Raw genomic sequence first — 18,458 nt, 5'->3', positions numbered from 1 at the left:
GCGAGTACCTAATTCTGAAGGACGGAAGACACCAAAAGCTGGGTATACGGGTGATGCGGGTCGTCCAGCACGCGGTCGGTCAGCCCACTTTCCACCACTTTGCCCTGTTTCATCACCAGCAGGCGATCGGCCAGCAGGCGAGCCACGCCCAGATCGTGGGTGACTATCACCACGGCCAGATTCAGCTCTACCACCAGGCCGCGCAGCAGATCGAGCAGGCGCGCCTGCACGGACACATCCAGCCCGCCGGTCGGCTCATCCATAAACACCAGCTTCGGATGGGTGACCAGGTTGCGGGCGATTTGCAGGCGCTGCTGCATCCCGCCGGAAAACGTGGTCGGCAGGTCGTCGATGCGGGCTGCCGGGATCTCAACTTCTTCCAGCCAGCGCTGGGCGGTGGCGCGAATGTCACCGTAGTGGCGCGCCCCGGTGGCCATCAGGCGCTCGCCGATGTTGCCCCCGGCAGAAACGTGGCGGCGCAGGCCGTCCATCGGATGCTGGTGAACCACGCCCCATTCGGTGCGCAGCAGGCGGCGACGTTCGCCTTCCGACATGTCGTACAGCGAGCGGTCGAGATAAATCACTTCCCCTTCCTGCGGCGCAAGGCGGGCGGAAATGGCTTTCAGCAGCGTCGTTTTGCCGGAGCCGGACTCGCCCACAATGCCCAGCACTTCTCCGGGCCAGAGGTCAAACGACACGTCCATAAAGCCTTTGTCGGGCGCATAGAGGTGGGTGAGGTTATTCACCGAAAGTAACGGGCTGGTCATGACTGAGAGGCCTCACTGTTCTGGCGGCAGTAGTCGGTATCGGAGCAGACGAACATGCGGTTGCCCGCGTCGTCGAGCACCACTTCATCAAGGTAGCTGTGGCGTGACCCACAAATTGCGCACGGCTCTTCCCATTCCTGAACCTGGAAGGGATGATCGTCGAAGTCGAGACTCTCTACGCGGGTAAACGGCGGCACGGCGTAAATGCGTTTTTCGCGTCCGGCGCCGAACAGCTGCAGCGCAGGGGACATGTGCATTTTAGGGTTATCGAATTTCGGGATCGGCGACGGGTCCATCACGTAGCGGTCGTTCACCTTCACCGGGTAGGCGTAGGTGGTGGAAATATGGCCGAAGCGGGCGATATCTTCGTACAGTTTCACCTGCATCACGCCGTACTCTTCCAGCGCGTGCATGGTGCGGGTTTCCGTTTCGCGCGGTTCGATAAAGCGCAGTGGTTCAGGGATCGGCACCTGATAAATCAGGATCTGATCTTCCACCAGCGGCATTTCCGGGATGCGGTGGCGGGTCTGCACCAGCGTCGCGTCTTCGGTGCGTTCGGTGGTGTTCACGCCGGTCACCCGCTTGAAGAAGTTGCGAATCGACACGGCGTTGGTGGTGTCGTCAGCGCCCTGGTCAATCACTTTCAGCACGTCAGACTCGCCGATCAGGCTGGCGGTCAACTGAATGCCGCCGGTGCCCCAGCCGTAAGGCATTGGCATTTCGCGGCCGCCAAACGGCACCTGGTAACCAGGGATCGCCACCGCTTTCAGCATTGCGCGGCGGATCATGCGTTTGGTTTGCTCGTCCAGATAGGCAAAGTTATAGCCGCTCAGGTTAGCCATTGGCTCGCTCCTTTATCAGGCGGTTAAGCAGCTCCAGTTCGGCCTGGAAATCTACGTAATGAGGCAGCTTGAGGTGGGACACAAAGCCTGCCGCTTCCACGTTATCCGCGTGGGATAACACGAACTCTTCGTCCTGCGCCGGACCGGCGATGTTTTCGTCGTAATCCGGGGCCTGAAGCGCACGGTCAACCAGCGCCATCGCCATGGTTTTTCGCTCGCTCATGCCAAACGCCAGACCATAGCCGCGCGTGAAGTGCGGCGGTTCGTCTGCCGGGGCCACAAAACCGTTCACCATTTCGCATTCGGTCATCAGCAATTCGCCGATGTTCACAGCAAAACCCAGCTCTTCCGGCACAATTTCGATGTCCACGTAGCCGCTGCGGATCTCGGCGGCAAACGGGTGGTTACGCCCGTAACCGCGCTGGGTGGAATAGGCGAGCGCCAGCAGGTAGCCTTCGTCGCCGCGCACCAGTTGCTGTAAGCGAGAAGAGCGCGAGCACGGGTAAACCGGCGGGTTGCGGGTGATGTCGTCCGGCTGTGCGCCGTCGTCTTCTTCGACTTTGGCCAGGCCCTGTTTCGCCAGCATGCTGAACACATGCGGGGCGGGCGCGCTTTGCTCGTCGGCTGGTTCAGCGTCAGGGACTTCGCCGTTAGCCAGCAGCGTGAAGTCGAGCAGGCGGTGCGTGTAGTCGTAGGTTGGGCCCAGCAGCTGCCCGCCAGGGACGTCTTTATAAACGGCGGAGATGCGGCGCTCGAGGCGCATCTCCGCGGTGTTCAGCGGCTCGCTCACGGCAAGACGAGGCAGCGTGGTGCGGTAAGCACGCAGCAGGAAAATCGCCTCAATCATATCGCCGCTGGCCTGCTTGATGGCCAGCGCGGCGAGTTCACGGTCGGCGATGCCGCCTTCCGTCATCACGCGGTCAACGGCCAGGCCAAGCTGCTGCTCGATCTGCGCGACGCTAAGCTCTTTCAGCGTTTCATCGCCGCGTCTGTTGCGCTCCTGCAGGGCATGGGCGGCGGAGATTGCCTTCTCGCCCCCTTTGACGGCAACGTACATCAGCACACCTCCACGTGAGTGGTTCGTGGGATAGCCAGCAGGCGATCGCCACAGGTCAAAATCAGGTCAATGCCCAGCGGGAACGGGTGCGGGCGCTCGGTCAGTTCATGCAGGACGCACTCCGGCAGCTGTGGGGCGATCATGCGCTCTTCGTTAATGCCCGCGCCGGTCAGGCGAAGCATGCGTCCGCCGCTCAGGCTGGACACCTGCAGAATCAGCGTCGCGCTGGTATCGGGGGCGATGTCGCAGCCCTGAGCCAGCAGGTTCAACTGTTCGGAAGAGATAGCGTCGCTGGCGACGGCGAACTGCGCGTGCTCAGGCTGTTCGCACAGCGGCGCATTGGTGTGAAAACGAATGTTCTGCGCGGCAATATCGTTGCCCAGCGTGCCGTCGATCCACACCGGCGTGTCATTATCAGCCAGCGTCAGCAGCACGCTGGTGGTCGCCACGTTCAGCGGCAGCCAGCCCTGCTGGAGCGAGGTGAGCGCGACAATGACGCCCGGCTCGCTCATCGCTTTGAGCAGGCGACGAAAACTCTGCTGGGCATCCTGCACCGGAAGGGTAAAAGCGGTCATCAAAGTCATGCGTTGTCTCCGCGTACCAGCGTGAAGAAGTCCACGCGGCTGCTGTTAACTTCCGCACGGCGAGCGGCAAGGCGTTGTTCACGGTTGGCCGCCAGCGGTGCAATTAGGGTTTCTTGTAGCGTGTGAAAATGCGTTGCTTCCTGCATCAGGGCGTCGATCACCGCGCAGTATTCAGCGTGCTGTTTGTCGCGGCCAAGCAGGTAGCTGTAGCCGTAGGTGCCGCTCGCCAGCTTGACCACCGAGCGGGTCAGCGTGGCGTCGCCGGTGAAAAAGCGTTGGCCGGTGCCGCCCATGCGGGCCTGCACCTGAACCAGGCCAATTTCCGGCGCGCGAATGAGCGTGTAATCCGCGTTGATGTTCAGGCTGTTCCAGCGGTCGAGAAGCTCCTGCGGCTGGCTGTGTGACAGCACCGCCATCCACTCGCGGCGCTGTTCGGGGTTGAAATGGCTGGTATCCATTTAGTGCTCCATGGTGAATTCAATCATGTCGGCGCGGGTCAGGCTGACGGAGTACTCCGTCGGATTAGCCTCGCCTTCACGGTGGTTAAGAGTGCGAACACAGAGCAGCGGCGCCATGTTGGGGATTTCCAGCAGGCGGCTCTCTTTGGCCTGGGAACGACGAGCGCTGATGCGGGTTTGGGCGCGGGTCAGGGCAATGCCTAACTCGGCCTGGAGGAAATCGTGCAGCGATCCGTTACTGAAGGTTTGCAGCGCCGGCCACCAGGCCTGCTCGGCGAAGTAATGGTCGATGATGCACACCGCAATGCCGTTCACCCGGCGCAGGGTGCGCAGGTGAATAACGTTGTCACCCTCGGCCAGCCCCAGCGCATCTGCCACGTCCTGAGAGGCCGGGCGAATCACCGCCAGCAGGCGTTCGCTGGTAGGATGGCTGCCCTGATCCAGTAGGTTCTGGCTAAAGCGCGCCTGGGCATTCAGCGGGTAGTCAAACGGGCGCATCAGCACCAGCACGCCCACGCCCTGGCGGCGCTGTACCCAGCCTTTATTGACCAGCTCGTCAATGGCGCGGCGCAGCGTGTGGCGGTTGACCTCGTAGTAGGCGGCCAGCTGGGTTTCGGCGGGCAGATAGTCGCCGCAGCGGTAGTTGTTGCGCAGCTCCTGCTCGAGCCGGGCGGCTATCTCCTGATAGCGAGTTGGGTAACTGGTCGGATGTCTGGACAAGTGCATAGCAGTCAAAGCCTCTCAAATCAGATAAAGCGAATGCGCACGCGCGGCTGCTGGGCTGTGCATGGGGTTTGCTTGATGAGGTGAAGAGTCGTTTGCATCACGGGCCTCCTTCAAAAGTTGCCTCATGGTGCCGGGGGAAAGTGACGGTTTTGTTAATGATTGGTTTCTGTACGATGAAGAGTTGAAGTTTGCGGTTGGCTGGCTGCCCTGTTTTTCGTGGAATCAGGGCGTTGCCTTGTCAAAGCGAAAAAAACCGTTAGATGGCGGGGAAAGGTTAAGTCAAAGCGATCGTCAGCAAACAAGGTTTACGCGCGCCTGTAATTGATTTTTGAATATATTCTATATCCTGATGATGGTTCTCTTTAAATATATTGTCTTATTCCTGAAATAATATGCTTTGACTCGGAATAATTAATTTATCGGTTATACCGATTGCGCGCTGGCATGTTGGCTCCTTTTGTCAGGAATAAATTCTTTAAAAAGGAATAATGAAATGGCATCAAAAAAATGAATATATAAGCTGCTTTGATTTTCTTGAATTTTTAACCATTGGTAAAAATAAAGGGCCCGGATTAGCGGACCCTAAAAGAATAAAAGAATATGCCGCTTTATCTTTCGACGTTGACCATCCACGGAATGCCGAACTTATCCGTCAGTGAGCCATAGCCTTTTGCCCAAAAAGTTTCGCTCCAGGGCATGGTGACGGTGCCGCCAGCGGAGAGGGCGTCAAACCAGCGTTTACCCTCTGCCGGATCCTGGCTGGCAAGGCAGAGTGAAAAGCCGCTGTGCTGTGGTTTTTCCCCGCTCATGCTGGCGTCGGTCATCATCAAATCGTTACCGGCCACCCGCAAATTTGCGTGCATAACGCTGTCGTCAGAATAGACGCCCGCGCCGCTACAGTCCTCGGCATTGGTTGCTTCTTTGGGCATTTCACCGAAGGTAATTTTGAACGTCAGTTCGGCGCCCAAAGCCTGCTGGTAAAAGGCGATGGCCTCGGCGCAGCGACCGTTTAATGAGATGTAGGGTCCTAAAGGCATAACCGAATCCTCTGTAAGGAGAGTGCAGAAGAAGTGTAGGTTGTGCGGGGCAGGTAAGCCAGGCGGGGCAGGCGGCAAGGCCACCTGCCGGGGGAGATTAGTTCTTTTTCACAAACTCGGACTTCAGCTTCATCGGGCCAAAACCGTCGATTTTGCAGTCGATATTGTGATCGCCTTCTACCAGGCGAATGTTCTTCACTTTTGTGCCGATCTTCAGCATCGAAGAGCTCCCTTTGACCTTGAGATCTTTCACGACGGTGACGCTGTCGCCGTCGGCCAGCAGGTTGCCGTTAGCATCTTTTACTACCAGCGCGGCGTCTTCTTCGCTCGCCGCGGCCGGATTCCATTCATGAGCGCACTCCGGGCAAATCAGCATGCCGTTGTCTTCGTAGGTGTATTCGGAATTGCACTTCGGGCAATGAGGGAGTTGCATTATCTGATCCTCAAGGTGAGATAAAGTAATGAAAAATAGCGATTTGGCCGTGAAAATATGCTGAATCGCGAAAAAGTGCTGAGATTATACATCAAATCCCTACATTTGCAGGGATTATTGCCGTAAACCTATGCCCGGCGGGCTTTCTGGCCGCCATAAAGTACAAAAAACCTTTCATTCAAAGAAATAACCACCAAATTTAACTTAAAGTTCAGGCTTTAATTGCCGTTAAATAAGGCTAATTTAACTTAGTTTCACTTCGCTTCGAGCAAGTCTGCCAGCATGGGCTGCTGCGCTATACCTGTTTGAAAAAATAAAAAAAAGCGTATTGCGCTGACACCTCCTGTCACTTGACAGGGGTATGGTTGGGCCTATGGATGTACCGATACAGAGGCAGGAACCGATGAGAATGAAAGGCGCGAAAGTAAAAGTTGCAGATCGACTGGCCGAAATCGTCTTAAGTCTTTATCAGGGGGAAACCCTTTCCGCTGATATTATCCGCCAGCGTTTTGATGTAGATATGCGAACTGCGTATCGTGATTTGAACCGGCTTGGTGCTATTCTGGAGGACGTCGGCGAGGGGAAAAAGCGTCTCTCTTCGCATTTAAAAGGACAGTTTAACGTAAACGACCTGTTACGCATTACTAAACGCGTAGGGCTTGCTGCGTTTTATCCGTGGTACGACATAAAGAGCCATAATCAATATATTACGCTGCGCGCTATTCCAGATTTATTGGTTGTAGGGTATGAATATGAAAATAGCCCACAGCGTAAAGCTATTTTTTATCCATTATTTGACGATCGGGACGATCCTGGTGGGGAAAGGGTAAAGACGGAAGTGCTGTTACAGGTTTCGGCGCAGGCGGCTGAACATTTTAAACAGCGCAAGCTATTACCTTTTCAAAAAACCATCAGAGAGCTTGATAACGGAGAGTTACTTCTGGCGAGTCATATTGCTTCGCCAGAACAATTGTTTCCGCTGGTGCAGTATTGGATACCGCATCTCACCATTATTTCCCCGCAGGTCTGGCAGAGCGACTTAAAAGCCAGGATCGCGGCGTGGTGTAATGTTAATTAATAAATTATTTCCCTCACGTAATTATAAAAACCGGTATTGCCATGATTACAACTACACGGTGGCGGTGATAAAACCGGATAATTTGAGTTAAGGAAAGATTTTTTATGCACACACAAACTATTTTTGAACTGAGTCAGGAAGCCGAGCGTCTTTTGCAATTAGCGTTACAAAACCTTAGCGCTTTAAAAGTCGCTCCACTGGCTTTACAAAATGAACAAAATAGCGCTTTAGCGAACCCTGTGGCTACGGTACATCCATTGAAATTTAGCCCACGCGGAATCGAACTGCAGAAAGACATGCTGCAAAATGAAAGGCGTAAAATAACCCAACATGAAATGGTCCTGGCGATTGTCGGCACCATGAAAGCGGGGAAGTCGACCACCATTAATGCCATTGTGGGCACGGAGGTTCTGCCTAACCGCAACCGGCCAATGACGGCGCTGCCGACGCTTATCCGCCACACCCCGGGCCAGCGCGAGCCGGTGCTGCATTTCCCCTATGTTCAGCCGATAGAAAACCTGATGGGGGAACTGCAGGAGAAGCTGCTGCTCACCAGCCGGGAAGCGCTGGCGCGCGAGCTGGAAGTGGATCGGGATATGGAGGCGCTTATCGCCAGGATCGCCAACGGTAAAGGCTTTGAACGCCATTATCTCGGCGCGCAGCCCATTTTCCACTGCCTGAAGAGCCTGAACGATCTGGTGCGCCTGTGCCGGGTTCTGGATGTCGCTTTCCCCTTCAAAGCCTATGCCGCGATTGAGCATGTGCCGGTCATTGAGGTGGAGTTTGTGCATCTGGCCGGCCTCAAAAATGGCCACGGTCAGCTGACGCTGCTGGACACGCCTGGGCCGAACGAAGCGGGGCAGCCACACCTGCAAAAGATGCTTAAAGAGCAGCTGGCGCAGGCTTCCGCCGTGCTGGCGGTGATGGACTACACGCAGCTTAAGTCCATATCCGACGAAGAAGTCCGCGAGGCGGTGCTCGGCGTCAGCAAATCGGTGCCGCTGTATGCGCTGGTGAACAAGTTCGATCAGAAGGATCGCAACGGCGACGATGCCGCTCAGGTGAAGGCAATGATCGCCGGAACGTTGATGAAGGACAGCATTGCGCCGGAAAATGTGTTCCCGGTGTCAAGTATGTGGGGCTATCTTGCCAACCGTGCCCGCTACGAACTGGCCACGTATGGTCGTTTACCCGACCCCGAAGAGCAGCGCTGGGTGCAGGACTTTGCGGAAGCGGCATTAGGCCGGCGCTGGCGCAGTGCGGATTTGGCTGATATCGAGCATCTGCGCCATGCGGCGGACTTGCTGTGGGAAGACTCGATGTTTGAGTCCCCGATTGAGACGATTCTGCATACCGCGCACGCGAATGCTTCTCTGTACACGCTGCGGGCGGCGTGCCACAAGCTGCTGGACTATGCCGAAGGCGCAGAACGTTACCTGAGTTTCCGCTGCCAGGGGTTGCAGGTGGCGAACGACAGCCTGCAGGAGAATATTCTTCAACTGGAGCAGGATATTCAACTGCTGCTGCAGACTCAGCAGTCGGTGAGCGCGGTGATTCAGCGGCAGGTCAGCGATGCCCTCGCCGGCATAGGCGATTTTATGCAGCGCTTTGAAGCTCAGATGCATAGCGACCTGCAAACCTATTTCCGGGAGGGGCGGCCGGGCGCAGAGAAGCTGCACCCGTTATACCCGCATACCTTAACGCGAAACGTGGATTTTTCGCCGGGCAGCGAGAAGCTAATGGGCGAAGATGAAGCGACGGCCCGCACTTTGCTACACAAGATTCGCGCGTCCAGCGAAAGCATTTTATTTGCCGCCCAGCAAACGCTAAGCGGGGAGCTTGGGGCACTGCTCAGTAACCTTGAGGCGAACCTGACCTATACGCTGCAGTCGGCGTTGAAGCCTATTGAGCAGCGGGTGAGTGACGGCCTGAAAGTGGCCGGATTCCGCGCTCAAATCAGCCTGCCTGCGTTCCAGGCCAGCCAGCTTAATTTTAACACCCACTCGGCGTTCACCAATGTTATCGAAAACCAGGAAGTGGCGATGTCGGCAATGCAGCCGCAAAACGGAATGCGGGGCGTGCTGGCGCGCTGGCTGAACGGCGTGGACTGGGGCTGGGAAGATTATGCCGCCACCCATAGCCGCTACGTGATTGACCTCGAGAAGTTACAGCAAAAGCTGCATGACCATGTGTCGACTTTCCTGAGCCAGATAAACCAGGCGATTACCGCACAGGTGGATATTTCCGTCACGGCCGGGATGGCGACGTTTTTCGCCGATTTTGCCGGTGCGCTGGACGCTATTCACAGCAATTTACGGCAGAGTCTTTCCTCGAAACAGCAGAACGACACCGTGCTGTTTTCTCTCCAGAACAAGCTGGAACAGAGTGTCAGAACGGCACGTTACATTCACGAGGATACCCGCCTGTTGCGCGATGATATCCAGACGCTTTTCTCAGCGGAGCAATGATGAGCAGTGTATTAATGGAAGGGCCAATAAGAACCCTCAGCTGTCTTAGTGAAAAATTTGTCGTCGACTTTGCCATGGGGATTGATGTCGCCCGCCAGCCGTGGAGCAGCCCGCAAAGTCAGGCGTTTTATGAGCAGCTTTTGGCGCTGTTCGTCGCTGTGGCCCGGCGGCAGGCCGGACTCGCGGGAACACCGCCGCAGGATGAGCTTGATGCGTCGTTGATAAGCCTCGGCCAGCTGTCGACAGATTTGGCAAAAAGCTACTTAGCTAACAGCCAGATAAGCGAGAGAATTGCCCAGCTGGAGCCGGTTTCAGCCCGTACGGCGCACCATTCGGCAGCGGTGCGTGAGCGGCTCCGGGCCCTGCGCGACTACTTTTCTCAGCGGCTGACCCGGCTGAAAGAAGAGTTTCACCACAGCGATCTCGTCCGCCAGGGCATGGTCCACAGCGAGCAGATTTTTTCCCGCTGGCGCAGCGGGCACTATTTTTCATTCTCTCCGGCTGCGCGTTGCTACGTCGCGCTGGAAGAGCTGCGCTGGGGCACCTTTGGCGATGCCGTTCGTCTGGGGACGCCGGAGCAGGCTGAGGAGTTGATTGAGCATGTGCGCAGCCTCGCCATCAACCGCCTGGCGGAGGAGGTGAACGCTTCCCCTCGCACCCGCCATTATTTCCATGACTGGCTGGCGACGCCAACGTCTCCGGGGTTACTGGAGCATAAAGACGCGCTGACCTGGCTCGGGGATGGCTGCGACATTGAACGCCAGCCGATCTGTTACTCGGTCACACAGAGCTGGCAGGGCGTGGCGCTGGGCATGCCGCGTATTTGTTCGGCCATGCGCCTCGGCAGCGCGCTGGTCGATGAAGTTTTTGGCTAACTGACGTCGCGTTCTCAGGGAAGAGACAGTTCCATCTCACCGGCATTCTCCTTCATCCATTCGGCGAGTGAATCCAGCGTTGGTCGCAGAGACTTACCGAGCGCGGTGATCTGATATTCCACGCGCGGCGGGACTTCCGCAAAAACTTGCCTCACCACCAGGCCGCGAGCTTCAAATTGACGAAGCTGGCGGGTGAGCTCTTTCTGCGTAATGGGACTGACAGCCCGCTGCAGGTCACTAAAGCGCACCGGATCGTTGAGAAGGATCAGGCGGTACAAAATTGGAATGGCCCATTTGCCCGAAATGAGATTCACAAAATTCACCATCGGGCAGTCGCTGCCCGCGGGCGGCAGGGCTGAAAAATTTTTTGTCATCCTGGCTCCCGGCACACGCTAATGCGCCCCTTGTGGTTCCTTAGTATCCATTTGGTGCCTACTATCCAAAGAATACTATAGCGGAAATAATGCCCGCAACAGTGATGAATGAGGACACGACGATGGGCAGACTTAACGGCAAATACGCCTTGATTACCGGCGGCACCAGCGGCATCGGGCTTGAAACGGCGCGGCAGTTTATTGCCGAAGGTGCAACGGTGGCGATCACCGGGCGCAGCGAGCGGGGGCTACAGGCAGCCAAAGAGGTTTTGGGCAATGTGCACCTGATTAAAAGCGATGCGGGCGATATCGCCGGGCAGCGTGCGGTGGCGGCGGAGTTGAAGCAGCTCTGGCCGCGGCTGGATGTGCTCTACATCAACGCGGGTGATGTGACGCACCATTCGCTGGAAGACTGGGACGAACAGGCATATGACCGGCTGATGAACATCAATCTCAAAGGCCCGTTCTTCCTGATTCAGGCGCTGCTGCCGCTGCTGGCTAACCCGTCTTCGGTGATTGTGTGCGGCTCGGTCAGCGCGCGCATCGGCCTGCCGCAGACCAACGCCTACGCGGCGAGCAAAGCGGGGATACTTTCTCTGGCTCGTACGCTTTCCGGGGAGCTGCATCCGCGTGGCATTCGGGTTAACGGGCTGAGCCCGGGCCCGACGGAAACCCCGGCGCTGGGCAAACTGGGGAATGGTGTAGCCGCCGACACGCTGCGGGAAACTATCCGCGATCTTGTGCCGATTGGGCGTCTCGGCACCGCACTGGAGCTGGCAAAAGCTGCCGTGTTCCTGGCGTCTGACGAATCAGCCTTCGTGGTCGGCACCGACCTGTTGGTCGACGGTGGCGTGGGGAGTTTGTAGCTCTTTACCCTCACCCTAACCCTCTCCCTGGAAGGGAGAGGGGATAAATAAAACAGGCCGAAGCTGCTGTTCCCATTCGATGATGGGATGAGAGGGGATAAATAAGACAGGCTGAAGCTGCTGTTCCCATTTGATGATGGGGTGAGGGAATAAATAAAACAGGCCGAAGCTGCTGTTCCCATTCGATGATGGGGTGAGAGGGGATAAATAAAACAGGCCGAAGCTGCTGTTCCCATTCGATGATGGGGTGAGAGGGGATAAATAAAACAGGCCGAAGCTGCTGTTCCCATTCGATGATGGGGTGAGAGGGGATAAATAAAACAGGCTGAAGCTGCTGTTCCCATTTGATGATGGAGTGAGGGAATAAACCTTGTTATCTGGCACTTGTTTTCCCCCTCTCCCTCTGGGAGAGGGCCGGGGTGAGGGCATGGTGCAATACTAAGATGAACGTCTGCCTGTGACCGCCCCACCATTCTCGTGAATAAAACCGCGCTAAAAGACGAACGCCACCAGAAAAGTAACATTCTTATCCGTCTGTTTATTATTACTTTTAATGTAAGTTCTGGCGTTCATTCGCCAAAAGTACCAGCCGCTAAAAGCAAATCTGTGCCCACCCTCACTTGTGGCTTTTTTCACCGCTACTCAGAATATATTTGGCCGCATATCGCGGACACTGCATTGATTCTCTGAGGGAAAAGCGATGAAAAAAATCTTCTTATGCTGTGCTGCGGGGATGTCCACCAGCATGTTAGTGGAAAGAATGAAGCAGTCCGCGCAAGCTCGTGATGTGGCGGTGGAAATTACCGCCGTGCCGGTGTCCGATTTCGACCAGATTATCGATGAGGCCGACGTCATCCTTCTCGGGCCGCAGGTGAAATTCCAGCTGCAGAACCTGAGCGCGGCGGCGGCGCCTCACGGCGTGCCGGTGGCGGCCATCGACATGATGCATTACGGCTCGATGCAGGGCGACAAGGTGCTGGACCACGCGCTGTCGCTGCTGAAAACGGCTGAGCAGGGGGGGGTATGAAATACCGCTTTCCCGAAAAATTTTGGTGGGGTACGGCGACCAGCGCCACGCAGTCAGAGGGGCGAGTTGAGGGCGATGGTAAGGGGGATAATATCTGGGATTTCGCCTCGCATGAGTTTAACGCCCGTTTTTATGACGGCGTCACCTCTGACGAGACTTCCACGTTTTATCAGCGCTGGCGGGAAGATATTCAGCTGGCGAAAAACATTGGCCTGAATTCTTTCCGTACGTCGATTTCCTGGTCTCGCCTGATCCCCGACGGCGACGGGGAAGTTAATCCTCTTGCCGTGCAGTTTTATAACGATGTGATTGATGAGCTGATTCGCCAGGGCATTGAGCCTTTTATCAATCTCTACCATTTTGATATGCCGCTGGTGCTGCAGGCCAAGGGCGGGTTTGAGAACCGGGAAGTGGTGGACGCTTTCGCTCGCTACGCGGGGATTTGCTACCGCCTGTTCGGCGACCGGGTACGCTACTGGTTCACCTTCAACGAGCCGCTTATTCCCGCCGAAGCGGGCTATTTGCATCCTCGCCATTATCCTTACGTCACGGATTTCCGCCGTGCGGCTCAGGTGCTGCACCACATTGTTATTGCCCACTGCAAAGCGGTCGCCGCCTGGCGTGAGCTGGATCTTGAAGGGCAGATTGGCATCATCATGGATGTCATTCCCGTGTACCCGCGCAGCGACAGCCCGGAAGATCGGCGGGCGGCGGAGATGGCCGACCTGTTCTATACGCGCAGCATTAACGAGCCGATGCTGGTTGGGCGCTACCCTGCCGAGCTGGTGGCGTTGCTGAAAGAATATGACGTACTGCCGAAGACGGCGCCGGGGGATTGCGAGCTGATTGCCGCGACCCGCGTCGATTTGCTGGGGATTAACTACTATCGCCCACGCCGGGTGAAAGCGCGTGAGACGCTGCTTGAAGAGCCCCACGGATTTGTGCCGGAGCGCTTTTTTGAAGAGTACGTGATGCCGGGGCGGCGGATGAATACCTCGCGCGGCATCGAGATTTACCCGCCCGCGCTGTACGACATCGCCATGCTGGTGAAAGAACGTTACGGCAACCTGCCGTGGTTCGTCTCCGAGAACGGGATCGGCATTATGGATGAAGAGCAGTTCATGGTGGACGGGGAAGTACAGGACGATTACCGCATTGAGTTTCTTCAGGAGCATTTGGCGTGGCTGCACAAAGCGATGGCGGAGGGCAGCCAGTGTCTGGGCTACCAGATGTGGACCTTCATCGACTGCTGGTCGTGGCAGAACGCCTATAAAAACCGCTACGGCTTCTACCGGCTGGATTTAGCGACCCAGCAGCGTTCGCTGAAAAAGTCCGGGCGCTGGTTCAGCGCCGTGATTGAGCACAACGGGTTTGAGGGGACAGAACATGTCGAGCTTCGATAAGCTGGCTGAAAAGCTAATGCCGGTGGCGAATGCTATCGGTAACCAGCGGCATATGCAGGCGATTCGTAACGGGCTTATTTCGATTCTGCCGCTGACCATTGTCGGCTCTTTTTTCGTGATTTTGCTGAACATCCCGATTAAGGGCTACATGGATTTTATTGCGCCGTGGCGCGATATGCTGGACGTGCCGTTCCGCTTTACCGTCGGGCTGATGTCGCTGTACGCCGCGTTTACCATCGGCTCGTTCCTCGGCAAAAGCTACAAGCTGAATGACATTACCAGCGGCCTGCTGGCGATGCTGGCGACGCTGCTGATGATTGTGCCGGTGAACATTAAGCAGGGCGTAACCGTGGCGGGTGAGGCGGTGGCGGGGCGCTACATTCCCATCACTTCGCTGAGTTCTCAGGGGCTGTTCGGGGCGATTATCTCTTCGCTGATTGCCATTGAGATTTACCGGTTTATCAAAGTTCGCAATATTGAAATCAAAATGCCGGCGGGCGTGCCGCCGGTGGTGGCCAGCTCGTTTTCGGCGCTGTTCCCGACGCTTGCCGTGGTGCTGGTGTTCTGGATCCCTCGCCACTTCCTGAACATTGATATCAACGCCATCATCAGCTACATCATTATGCCGCTGAAGGGCTTTATGACCGGCACCAACCTGTTTGGCGGGATTGTGACCCAGTTCTTTATCGACGTGTTCTGGGTGCTGGGGATCCACGGCCATGCGGTGATGGGGCCGCTGATCCGCCCGCTGTGGGATCAGGCGATTGTGCAGAATATGGAGCTGTTCCAGTCCGGCGTCAGCGCCTATGAGCTGCCGAACATCTTCACCGAGCAGTTCTTCCAGTGGTATGCGCAGATGGGCGGCACCGGCTCAACGCTTGCGCTGGTGGTGCTGTTTATCCGCTCGCGGGTTATCTACCTGAAGCAGCTGGGTAAACTGTCGTTTATCCCGGGGCTGTTTAACATCAATGAGCCGATGATTTTCGGCGCGCCGATCGTAATGAATCCGATCCTCGCGATCCCGTTTATTCTGGCGCCAATGGTGAATACCGTGGTGGTGTATCTGTTCACTATTAGCGGGCTGATCCCACGGATGATGGTGAAGCCGCCGTTTACCGTTCCGGCTCCGCTGGGGGCGCTGATCACCACCAACTGGAACCTGATTGCCTGCGGCCTGGTGTTTATCTGCTTCTTTATTTCACTGGCGATCTATTACCCGTTCTTTAAGGTGTACGAGAAGAAGATGCTGGAAACCGAGCTTCAGCAGAAGGAAGAAGAGGAGAGGGCTAAGGCGTTGGCCGAGGCGAAGTAAATTTTCTGTTGTCCTTCAGCCCCTCACACCGGCTTTCTCCCCAGAGGGGAGAGGGGGAATTTAGGTAAGTGAGTGGTTTTTATCCCCTCTCCCTTCCAGGGAGAGGGTTAGGGTGAGGGTAAGATCTAGAACGCCGTCTCTAACTCATCCAGCACGTTATATTCGTCGTCCACCAGCAGCAGCGCCTTCCACTTATCAAACGTCAGGCACGGGTGAGAGGTGCTGAACACCAGAATATCCCCAACCTGCACATCCGCGCCCGGCTTGAATTTCAACATGGCATGCTGATCCATAATTCCGGTGGTTTCGATGGTTTCTGAGGGCGAAGCCAGCGGCTTGCCCTGGCGATAGTGGGCTATCGGCTGTGGCAGACCGGCATCAAATGCGCTGTCGCGCTTGCCAAAATTCACAATCGCCCGATCGCTTTCCGGGACCGACTGCACCATCGCTACCAGCTCCAGGGCGGAAACCAGATCGCCGCCAAGATCGCAGGCGATCCGATCGCGCGCCATCAGCTGATCCTGGGCTTCCTGATAAATTCCGCCGTCGTGAGTGATGTAGCAGCCGGGGCGGATCGCAATGCGACAGTTGGCCGGTTTTTCTGCGGCGAGCCAGATATTGCACACCACGTCATACCAGACAGAACCCGCGCCGGTGAGCAGGAATTCGCCATCAACATAGCGTTCCATCCGGCAGGCTAATACGGCCGCCTCTTGCAGTAGCGCTTCTATTTTTGGCTGCGGATTCTCACCGTGCAGCACGCCTTCGTACAGCTCCAGGCCGCGTAAAGTCAGGCCGGGTAATTCTGCCACCAACTTCGCCAGCGCCAGCGCTTGTTCCGGGCTGCGACAGCCGCAGCGGCCACCCGGCACGCCAAGCTCAATCAGCACGTCGAGCCTTTGCCCCTGCTGGCTAAAGAAGGCCGACAGGGTGCGGGCGTTTGCTTCGCTGTCCACGCAGCAGATGTAGTCGACGGCGGTGTGTTTATGTTTCAGCTGGGACACCAGCGTGATGTTCGCTTTGCCTACCAGTTGGTTAACCATCAGCACGCGTTCGATGCCCGCGGACATCGCGATGCTGGCCTGCCATGCGCTGCCTACGCCGATGGCCCACGCGCCCGCCTTTTGCTGCTGCTGGAAGATCCACGGCGTCATGGTGGTTTTCCCGTGCGGTGCCAGCGAAACGCCGCGCGCATCGGCGTAGGCCTGCATCCACCGGATGTTGTTCTTCAGCGCTGATTTTTTGATCAGCGCGGCGGGCAAACAGACGTCTTCGTTGAGGACATTGGCAGGGGAATGTATGAGGGCGGACTTATGGGGTACGAGGTTAATTTCCTGGTATTTCATAACGTATTTCCTCCGGGGATATTCTTTCTTTCAGAGTAAGTATCAATTTTAACTTGATGTTATTTATATAAATTATTGTCTTTCCATAAAATTTATGAATAAAAGTATCATTGATTTGCAAGGGTTTTGTTTAGTTTTTCACTGTTTTTATGGCTTGTAAATGGTTAACTTGCACGCAGATTATGACTGGCGTGAGGCGCAGATGAAGTTCGATTATCTCTTCAGGAATGTCACCGTGATTGACGGCTCCGGCGGCGCGGAATATCTGGCCGATGTGGCGGTGCTGGGCGACCGAATCGCCGATATTGCGCCGGGTATTTCCGGCGAGGCCGCGCATGAAATAGACGGCTGCGGGCGGGTATTAGCGCCGGGGTTTATTGATGTTCACACGCACGACGACATTAACGTGATCCGTTTTCCTGAATATCTGCCGAAGATTAGCCAGGGTATTACCACGGCGATCGTCGGCAACTGCGGCATCAGTGCGGCGGGGGCAACGATCAACTCGGAGGTGCCCGACCCGATGAATCTGCTGGGGGAAGCGCACCAGTTTATCTATCCCACCGTCGAAGCCTACGCGCAAGCCGTGGAGCAGGCTCGCCCGGCCATTAACGTGGGCACGCTGGTTGGCCATACCGCGCTGCGCAATAACCAGATGGATGATTTGTTCCGCCCGGCGACGGAAGCGGAGATTCTCGCCATGCGCGGCCAGCTAAAGCAGGCGCTGCAGCAGGGGGCGCTGGGGCTGAGCACCGGCCTGGCCTATGCCAGCGCGTTTCAGTCCACTACCGAAGAGGTGATGGCGCTGGCCGAGGAGCTGGCGGCGGAGAAGGGGATTTACACCACCCATTTGCGCTCCGAGTTTGAGCCGATTCTTGAGGCGCTGGATGAGGCTTTCCGCATTGGCCGCCACGGGAAAGTGCCGGTTGTGGTGTCGCACCACAAATGCGCCGGGGCGAAAAACTGGGGCCGCACGGTTGAAACGCTAAGGCTGTTCGACAAAGTCCGCGAACAGCAGGATGTCTCCTGCGACTGTTACCCTTATTCCGCCAGCTCTTCAACGCTGGACATGAAGCAGATAACCGACGAGTTCGAGATCGTAATTACCTGGTCTGAACCGCATCCGGAGGTTGCCGGTCGGTCGCTGAAACAAATTGCTGACGACTGGTCGATGACACTGCACGAAGCGGGAAAATTACTGATGCCCGCGGGGGCGATTTACTACAACATGGACGAGCAGGACGTGCGGCGCGTGCTGCGCTACCCGGCAACGATGGTCGGGTCAGACGGTTTACCGAACGACCCAATGCCGCATCCCCGCCTGTGGGGCGCGTTCCCGCGCGTGCTGGGTCATTATAGCCGTGACGAGAAGCTTTTCCCGCTGACGCAGGCGGTGCATAAGATGACGGGAATGTCGGCGGCGCGGTTCCAGTTGCCCGAACGGGGCCTGGTGAAGCGTGGCTATTATGCTGACCTGGTGTTGTTCGACCCGCTGACCGTACGCGACGTCGCGAGCTTCAGTAACCCGAAGCAGCCTGCGGCGGGTATTGAGGCGGTAATGGTGAATGGCGTGATGAGCTATGGGCTCGAGCAGAAGGTGATTGGTCGAGCTGGGCGATTTCTGCGTCGGCAGAAGTGAATTTAGCCCCTCACCCCGGCCTCTCCCCAGAGGGGAGAGGGGGAAAACAAGCGTGAATTTGGGATTAGATTTTTTCTTTTTCCTCACTCCGGCCCTCTGCCCAATGAGGAGAGGTGAAGTTGTTCCCGGACTGAAAGTTTGTCCCCTTTCCCTTTCAGGGAGAGGG

General features: G+C 56.6%; 19 protein-coding genes. 8 read left to right on the top strand and 11 right to left on the bottom strand.

Features of this window, described 5'->3' with window-relative positions; all coding sequences use genetic code 11:
* Window positions 1-8: 8 nt before the first annotated feature.
* From phnK to F3J29_RS15500, 8 genes are all read right to left on the bottom strand, one after another.
* The gene (gene phnK, locus F3J29_RS15535) at window positions 9-767 is read right to left on the bottom strand and encodes a phosphonate C-P lyase system protein PhnK (RefSeq protein ID WP_166867374.1); all 759 of its coding nucleotides are present in this window, start codon (window positions 765-767) and stop codon (window positions 9-11) included.
* Complete coding sequence (locus F3J29_RS15530) at window positions 764-1,609, bottom strand: alpha-D-ribose 1-methylphosphonate 5-phosphate C-P-lyase PhnJ (RefSeq protein ID WP_166867373.1); 846 nt, start codon at window positions 1,607-1,609, stop codon at window positions 764-766. Before F3J29_RS15530 ends, phnK begins: the two co-directional genes overlap by 4 nt.
* Window positions 1,602-2,666: a carbon-phosphorus lyase complex subunit gene (locus F3J29_RS15525; RefSeq protein ID WP_166867371.1), complete on the bottom strand. Its 1,065-nt coding sequence runs from the start codon at window positions 2,664-2,666 to the stop codon at window positions 1,602-1,604. Before F3J29_RS15525 ends, F3J29_RS15530 begins: the two co-directional genes overlap by 8 nt.
* Window positions 2,666-3,250, bottom strand: a complete 585-nt coding sequence (gene phnH / locus F3J29_RS15520) for a phosphonate C-P lyase system protein PhnH (protein ID WP_166867370.1) — start codon at window positions 3,248-3,250, stop codon at window positions 2,666-2,668. The genes F3J29_RS15525 and phnH overlap by 1 nt, the downstream gene beginning before the upstream one ends.
* Window positions 3,247-3,708 carry a phosphonate C-P lyase system protein PhnG gene (gene phnG / locus F3J29_RS15515; protein WP_166867369.1) on the bottom strand — a complete coding sequence of 154 codons (462 nt, stop codon included), beginning with the start codon at window positions 3,706-3,708 and terminating at the stop codon, window positions 3,247-3,249. Before phnG ends, phnH begins: the two co-directional genes overlap by 4 nt.
* The gene (phnF, locus tag F3J29_RS15510; RefSeq protein WP_166867367.1) at window positions 3,709-4,434 is read right to left on the bottom strand and encodes a phosphonate metabolism transcriptional regulator PhnF; all 726 of its coding nucleotides are present in this window, start codon (window positions 4,432-4,434) and stop codon (window positions 3,709-3,711) included.
* Between the two features lie 608 nt (window positions 4,435-5,042).
* Window positions 5,043-5,471 carry a VOC family metalloprotein YjdN gene (gene yjdN, locus F3J29_RS15505; RefSeq protein WP_166867365.1) on the bottom strand — a complete coding sequence of 143 codons (429 nt, stop codon included), beginning with the start codon at window positions 5,469-5,471 and terminating at the stop codon, window positions 5,043-5,045.
* Between the two features lie 97 nt (window positions 5,472-5,568).
* Window positions 5,569-5,904, bottom strand: a complete 336-nt coding sequence (locus tag F3J29_RS15500; RefSeq protein ID WP_008455710.1) for a zinc ribbon domain-containing protein YjdM — start codon at window positions 5,902-5,904, stop codon at window positions 5,569-5,571.
* Between the two features lie 409 nt (window positions 5,905-6,313).
* Between F3J29_RS15500 and F3J29_RS15495 the strand changes: the two genes are divergently transcribed.
* From F3J29_RS15495 to F3J29_RS15485, 3 genes are all read left to right on the top strand, one after another.
* Complete coding sequence (locus tag F3J29_RS15495) at window positions 6,314-6,982, top strand: WYL domain-containing protein (RefSeq protein ID WP_038476507.1); 669 nt, start codon at window positions 6,314-6,316, stop codon at window positions 6,980-6,982.
* A 104-nt stretch (window positions 6,983-7,086) separates the two neighbouring features.
* On the top strand, window positions 7,087-9,450 hold the full coding sequence (gene crfC / locus F3J29_RS15490; protein WP_166867363.1) for a clamp-binding protein CrfC: 2,364 nt from the start codon (window positions 7,087-7,089) through the stop codon (window positions 9,448-9,450).
* Window positions 9,450-10,325: a diguanylate cyclase regulator RdcB family protein gene (locus tag F3J29_RS15485; protein WP_286175404.1), complete on the top strand. Its 876-nt coding sequence runs from the start codon at window positions 9,450-9,452 to the stop codon at window positions 10,323-10,325. The genes crfC and F3J29_RS15485 overlap by 1 nt, the downstream gene beginning before the upstream one ends.
* A gap of 14 nt (window positions 10,326-10,339) precedes the next feature.
* On the opposite strand, the gene F3J29_RS15480 is transcribed toward F3J29_RS15485, so the two are convergent.
* Window positions 10,340-10,699, bottom strand: a complete 360-nt coding sequence (locus F3J29_RS15480) for a winged helix-turn-helix transcriptional regulator (protein ID WP_166867361.1) — start codon at window positions 10,697-10,699, stop codon at window positions 10,340-10,342.
* 122 nt (window positions 10,700-10,821) lie between these two features.
* Here F3J29_RS15480 and F3J29_RS15475 point away from each other — a divergent pair, with 122 nt between their 5' ends.
* Window positions 10,822-11,565, top strand: a complete 744-nt coding sequence (locus F3J29_RS15475) for an SDR family oxidoreductase (RefSeq protein ID WP_166867359.1) — start codon at window positions 10,822-10,824, stop codon at window positions 11,563-11,565.
* Between the two features lie 15 nt (window positions 11,566-11,580).
* Here the strand turns inward: F3J29_RS15475 and F3J29_RS15470 are convergent, their stop codons facing one another.
* The gene (locus tag F3J29_RS15470) at window positions 11,581-11,949 is read right to left on the bottom strand and encodes a hypothetical protein (RefSeq protein ID WP_166867357.1); all 369 of its coding nucleotides are present in this window, start codon (window positions 11,947-11,949) and stop codon (window positions 11,581-11,583) included.
* A 316-nt stretch (window positions 11,950-12,265) separates the two neighbouring features.
* Between F3J29_RS15470 and F3J29_RS15465 the strand changes: the two genes are divergently transcribed.
* The 3 genes from F3J29_RS15465 to F3J29_RS15455 are packed head-to-tail and all read left to right on the top strand — an operon-like array spanning window position 12,266 to window position 15,307.
* Entirely contained in the window at window positions 12,266-12,592 is a 327-nt protein-coding gene (locus F3J29_RS15465; protein WP_166867355.1) for a PTS sugar transporter subunit IIB, read from the top strand.
* Entirely contained in the window at window positions 12,589-13,995 is a 1,407-nt protein-coding gene (locus F3J29_RS15460; RefSeq protein WP_166867353.1) for a glycoside hydrolase family 1 protein, read from the top strand. Before F3J29_RS15465 ends, F3J29_RS15460 begins: the two co-directional genes overlap by 4 nt.
* Window positions 13,979-15,307 carry a PTS sugar transporter subunit IIC gene (locus tag F3J29_RS15455; protein ID WP_166867351.1) on the top strand — a complete coding sequence of 443 codons (1,329 nt, stop codon included), beginning with the start codon at window positions 13,979-13,981 and terminating at the stop codon, window positions 15,305-15,307. Before F3J29_RS15460 ends, F3J29_RS15455 begins: the two co-directional genes overlap by 17 nt.
* Before the next feature lie 125 nt (window positions 15,308-15,432).
* Here F3J29_RS15455 and F3J29_RS15450 read toward each other — a convergent pair whose 3' ends face one another.
* Window positions 15,433-16,653 carry an amino acid deaminase gene (locus F3J29_RS15450; protein WP_166867349.1) on the bottom strand — a complete coding sequence of 407 codons (1,221 nt, stop codon included), beginning with the start codon at window positions 16,651-16,653 and terminating at the stop codon, window positions 15,433-15,435.
* 202 nt (window positions 16,654-16,855) lie between these two features.
* Here F3J29_RS15450 and F3J29_RS15445 point away from each other — a divergent pair, with 202 nt between their 5' ends.
* Complete coding sequence (locus F3J29_RS15445) at window positions 16,856-18,292, top strand: N-acyl-D-amino-acid deacylase family protein (RefSeq protein WP_166867545.1); 1,437 nt, start codon at window positions 16,856-16,858, stop codon at window positions 18,290-18,292.
* Window positions 18,293-18,458: the final 166 nt, after the last annotated feature.

It is taken from the genome of Enterobacter sp. Cy-643 (genome assembly GCF_011752815.1).
In the GTDB taxonomy this organism is placed as follows: Bacteria; Pseudomonadota; Gammaproteobacteria; order Enterobacterales; family Enterobacteriaceae; genus Cedecea.
The sequence above is the reverse complement of the archived record's forward strand: the minus strand, read 5'-3'. Positions and strand labels throughout refer to the sequence as shown.

Bases quoted from the DNA above. Each gene is read 5' to 3' on its own strand.
- phnK (WP_166867374.1), bottom strand. From the start codon at position 767: ATGACCAGCCCGTTACTTTCGGTGAATAACCTCACCCACCTCTATGCG.
- F3J29_RS15530 (WP_166867373.1), bottom strand. From the start codon at position 1,609: ATGGCTAACCTGAGCGGCTATAACTTTGCCTATCTGGACGAGCAAACC.
- F3J29_RS15525 (WP_166867371.1), bottom strand. From the start codon at position 2,666: ATGTACGTTGCCGTCAAAGGGGGCGAGAAGGCAATCTCCGCCGCCCAT.
- phnH (WP_166867370.1), bottom strand. From the start codon at position 3,250: ATGACTTTGATGACCGCTTTTACCCTTCCGGTGCAGGATGCCCAGCAG.
- phnG (WP_166867369.1), bottom strand. From the start codon at position 3,708: ATGGATACCAGCCATTTCAACCCCGAACAGCGCCGCGAGTGGATGGCG.
- phnF (WP_166867367.1), bottom strand. From the start codon at position 4,434: ATGCACTTGTCCAGACATCCGACCAGTTACCCAACTCGCTATCAGGAG.
- yjdN (WP_166867365.1), bottom strand. From the start codon at position 5,471: ATGCCTTTAGGACCCTACATCTCATTAAACGGTCGCTGCGCCGAGGCC.
- F3J29_RS15500 (WP_008455710.1), bottom strand. From the start codon at position 5,904: ATGCAACTCCCTCATTGCCCGAAGTGCAATTCCGAATACACCTACGAA.
- F3J29_RS15495 (WP_038476507.1), top strand. From the start codon at position 6,314: ATGAAAGGCGCGAAAGTAAAAGTTGCAGATCGACTGGCCGAAATCGTC.
- crfC (WP_166867363.1), top strand. From the start codon at position 7,087: ATGCACACACAAACTATTTTTGAACTGAGTCAGGAAGCCGAGCGTCTT.
- F3J29_RS15485 (WP_286175404.1), top strand. From the start codon at position 9,450: ATGAGCAGTGTATTAATGGAAGGGCCAATAAGAACCCTCAGCTGTCTT.
- F3J29_RS15480 (WP_166867361.1), bottom strand. From the start codon at position 10,699: ATGACAAAAAATTTTTCAGCCCTGCCGCCCGCGGGCAGCGACTGCCCG.
- F3J29_RS15475 (WP_166867359.1), top strand. From the start codon at position 10,822: ATGGGCAGACTTAACGGCAAATACGCCTTGATTACCGGCGGCACCAGC.
- F3J29_RS15465 (WP_166867355.1), top strand. From the start codon at position 12,266: ATGAAAAAAATCTTCTTATGCTGTGCTGCGGGGATGTCCACCAGCATG.
- F3J29_RS15460 (WP_166867353.1), top strand. From the start codon at position 12,589: ATGAAATACCGCTTTCCCGAAAAATTTTGGTGGGGTACGGCGACCAGC.
- F3J29_RS15455 (WP_166867351.1), top strand. From the start codon at position 13,979: ATGTCGAGCTTCGATAAGCTGGCTGAAAAGCTAATGCCGGTGGCGAAT.
- F3J29_RS15450 (WP_166867349.1), bottom strand. From the start codon at position 16,653: ATGAAATACCAGGAAATTAACCTCGTACCCCATAAGTCCGCCCTCATA.
- F3J29_RS15445 (WP_166867545.1), top strand. From the start codon at position 16,856: ATGAAGTTCGATTATCTCTTCAGGAATGTCACCGTGATTGACGGCTCC.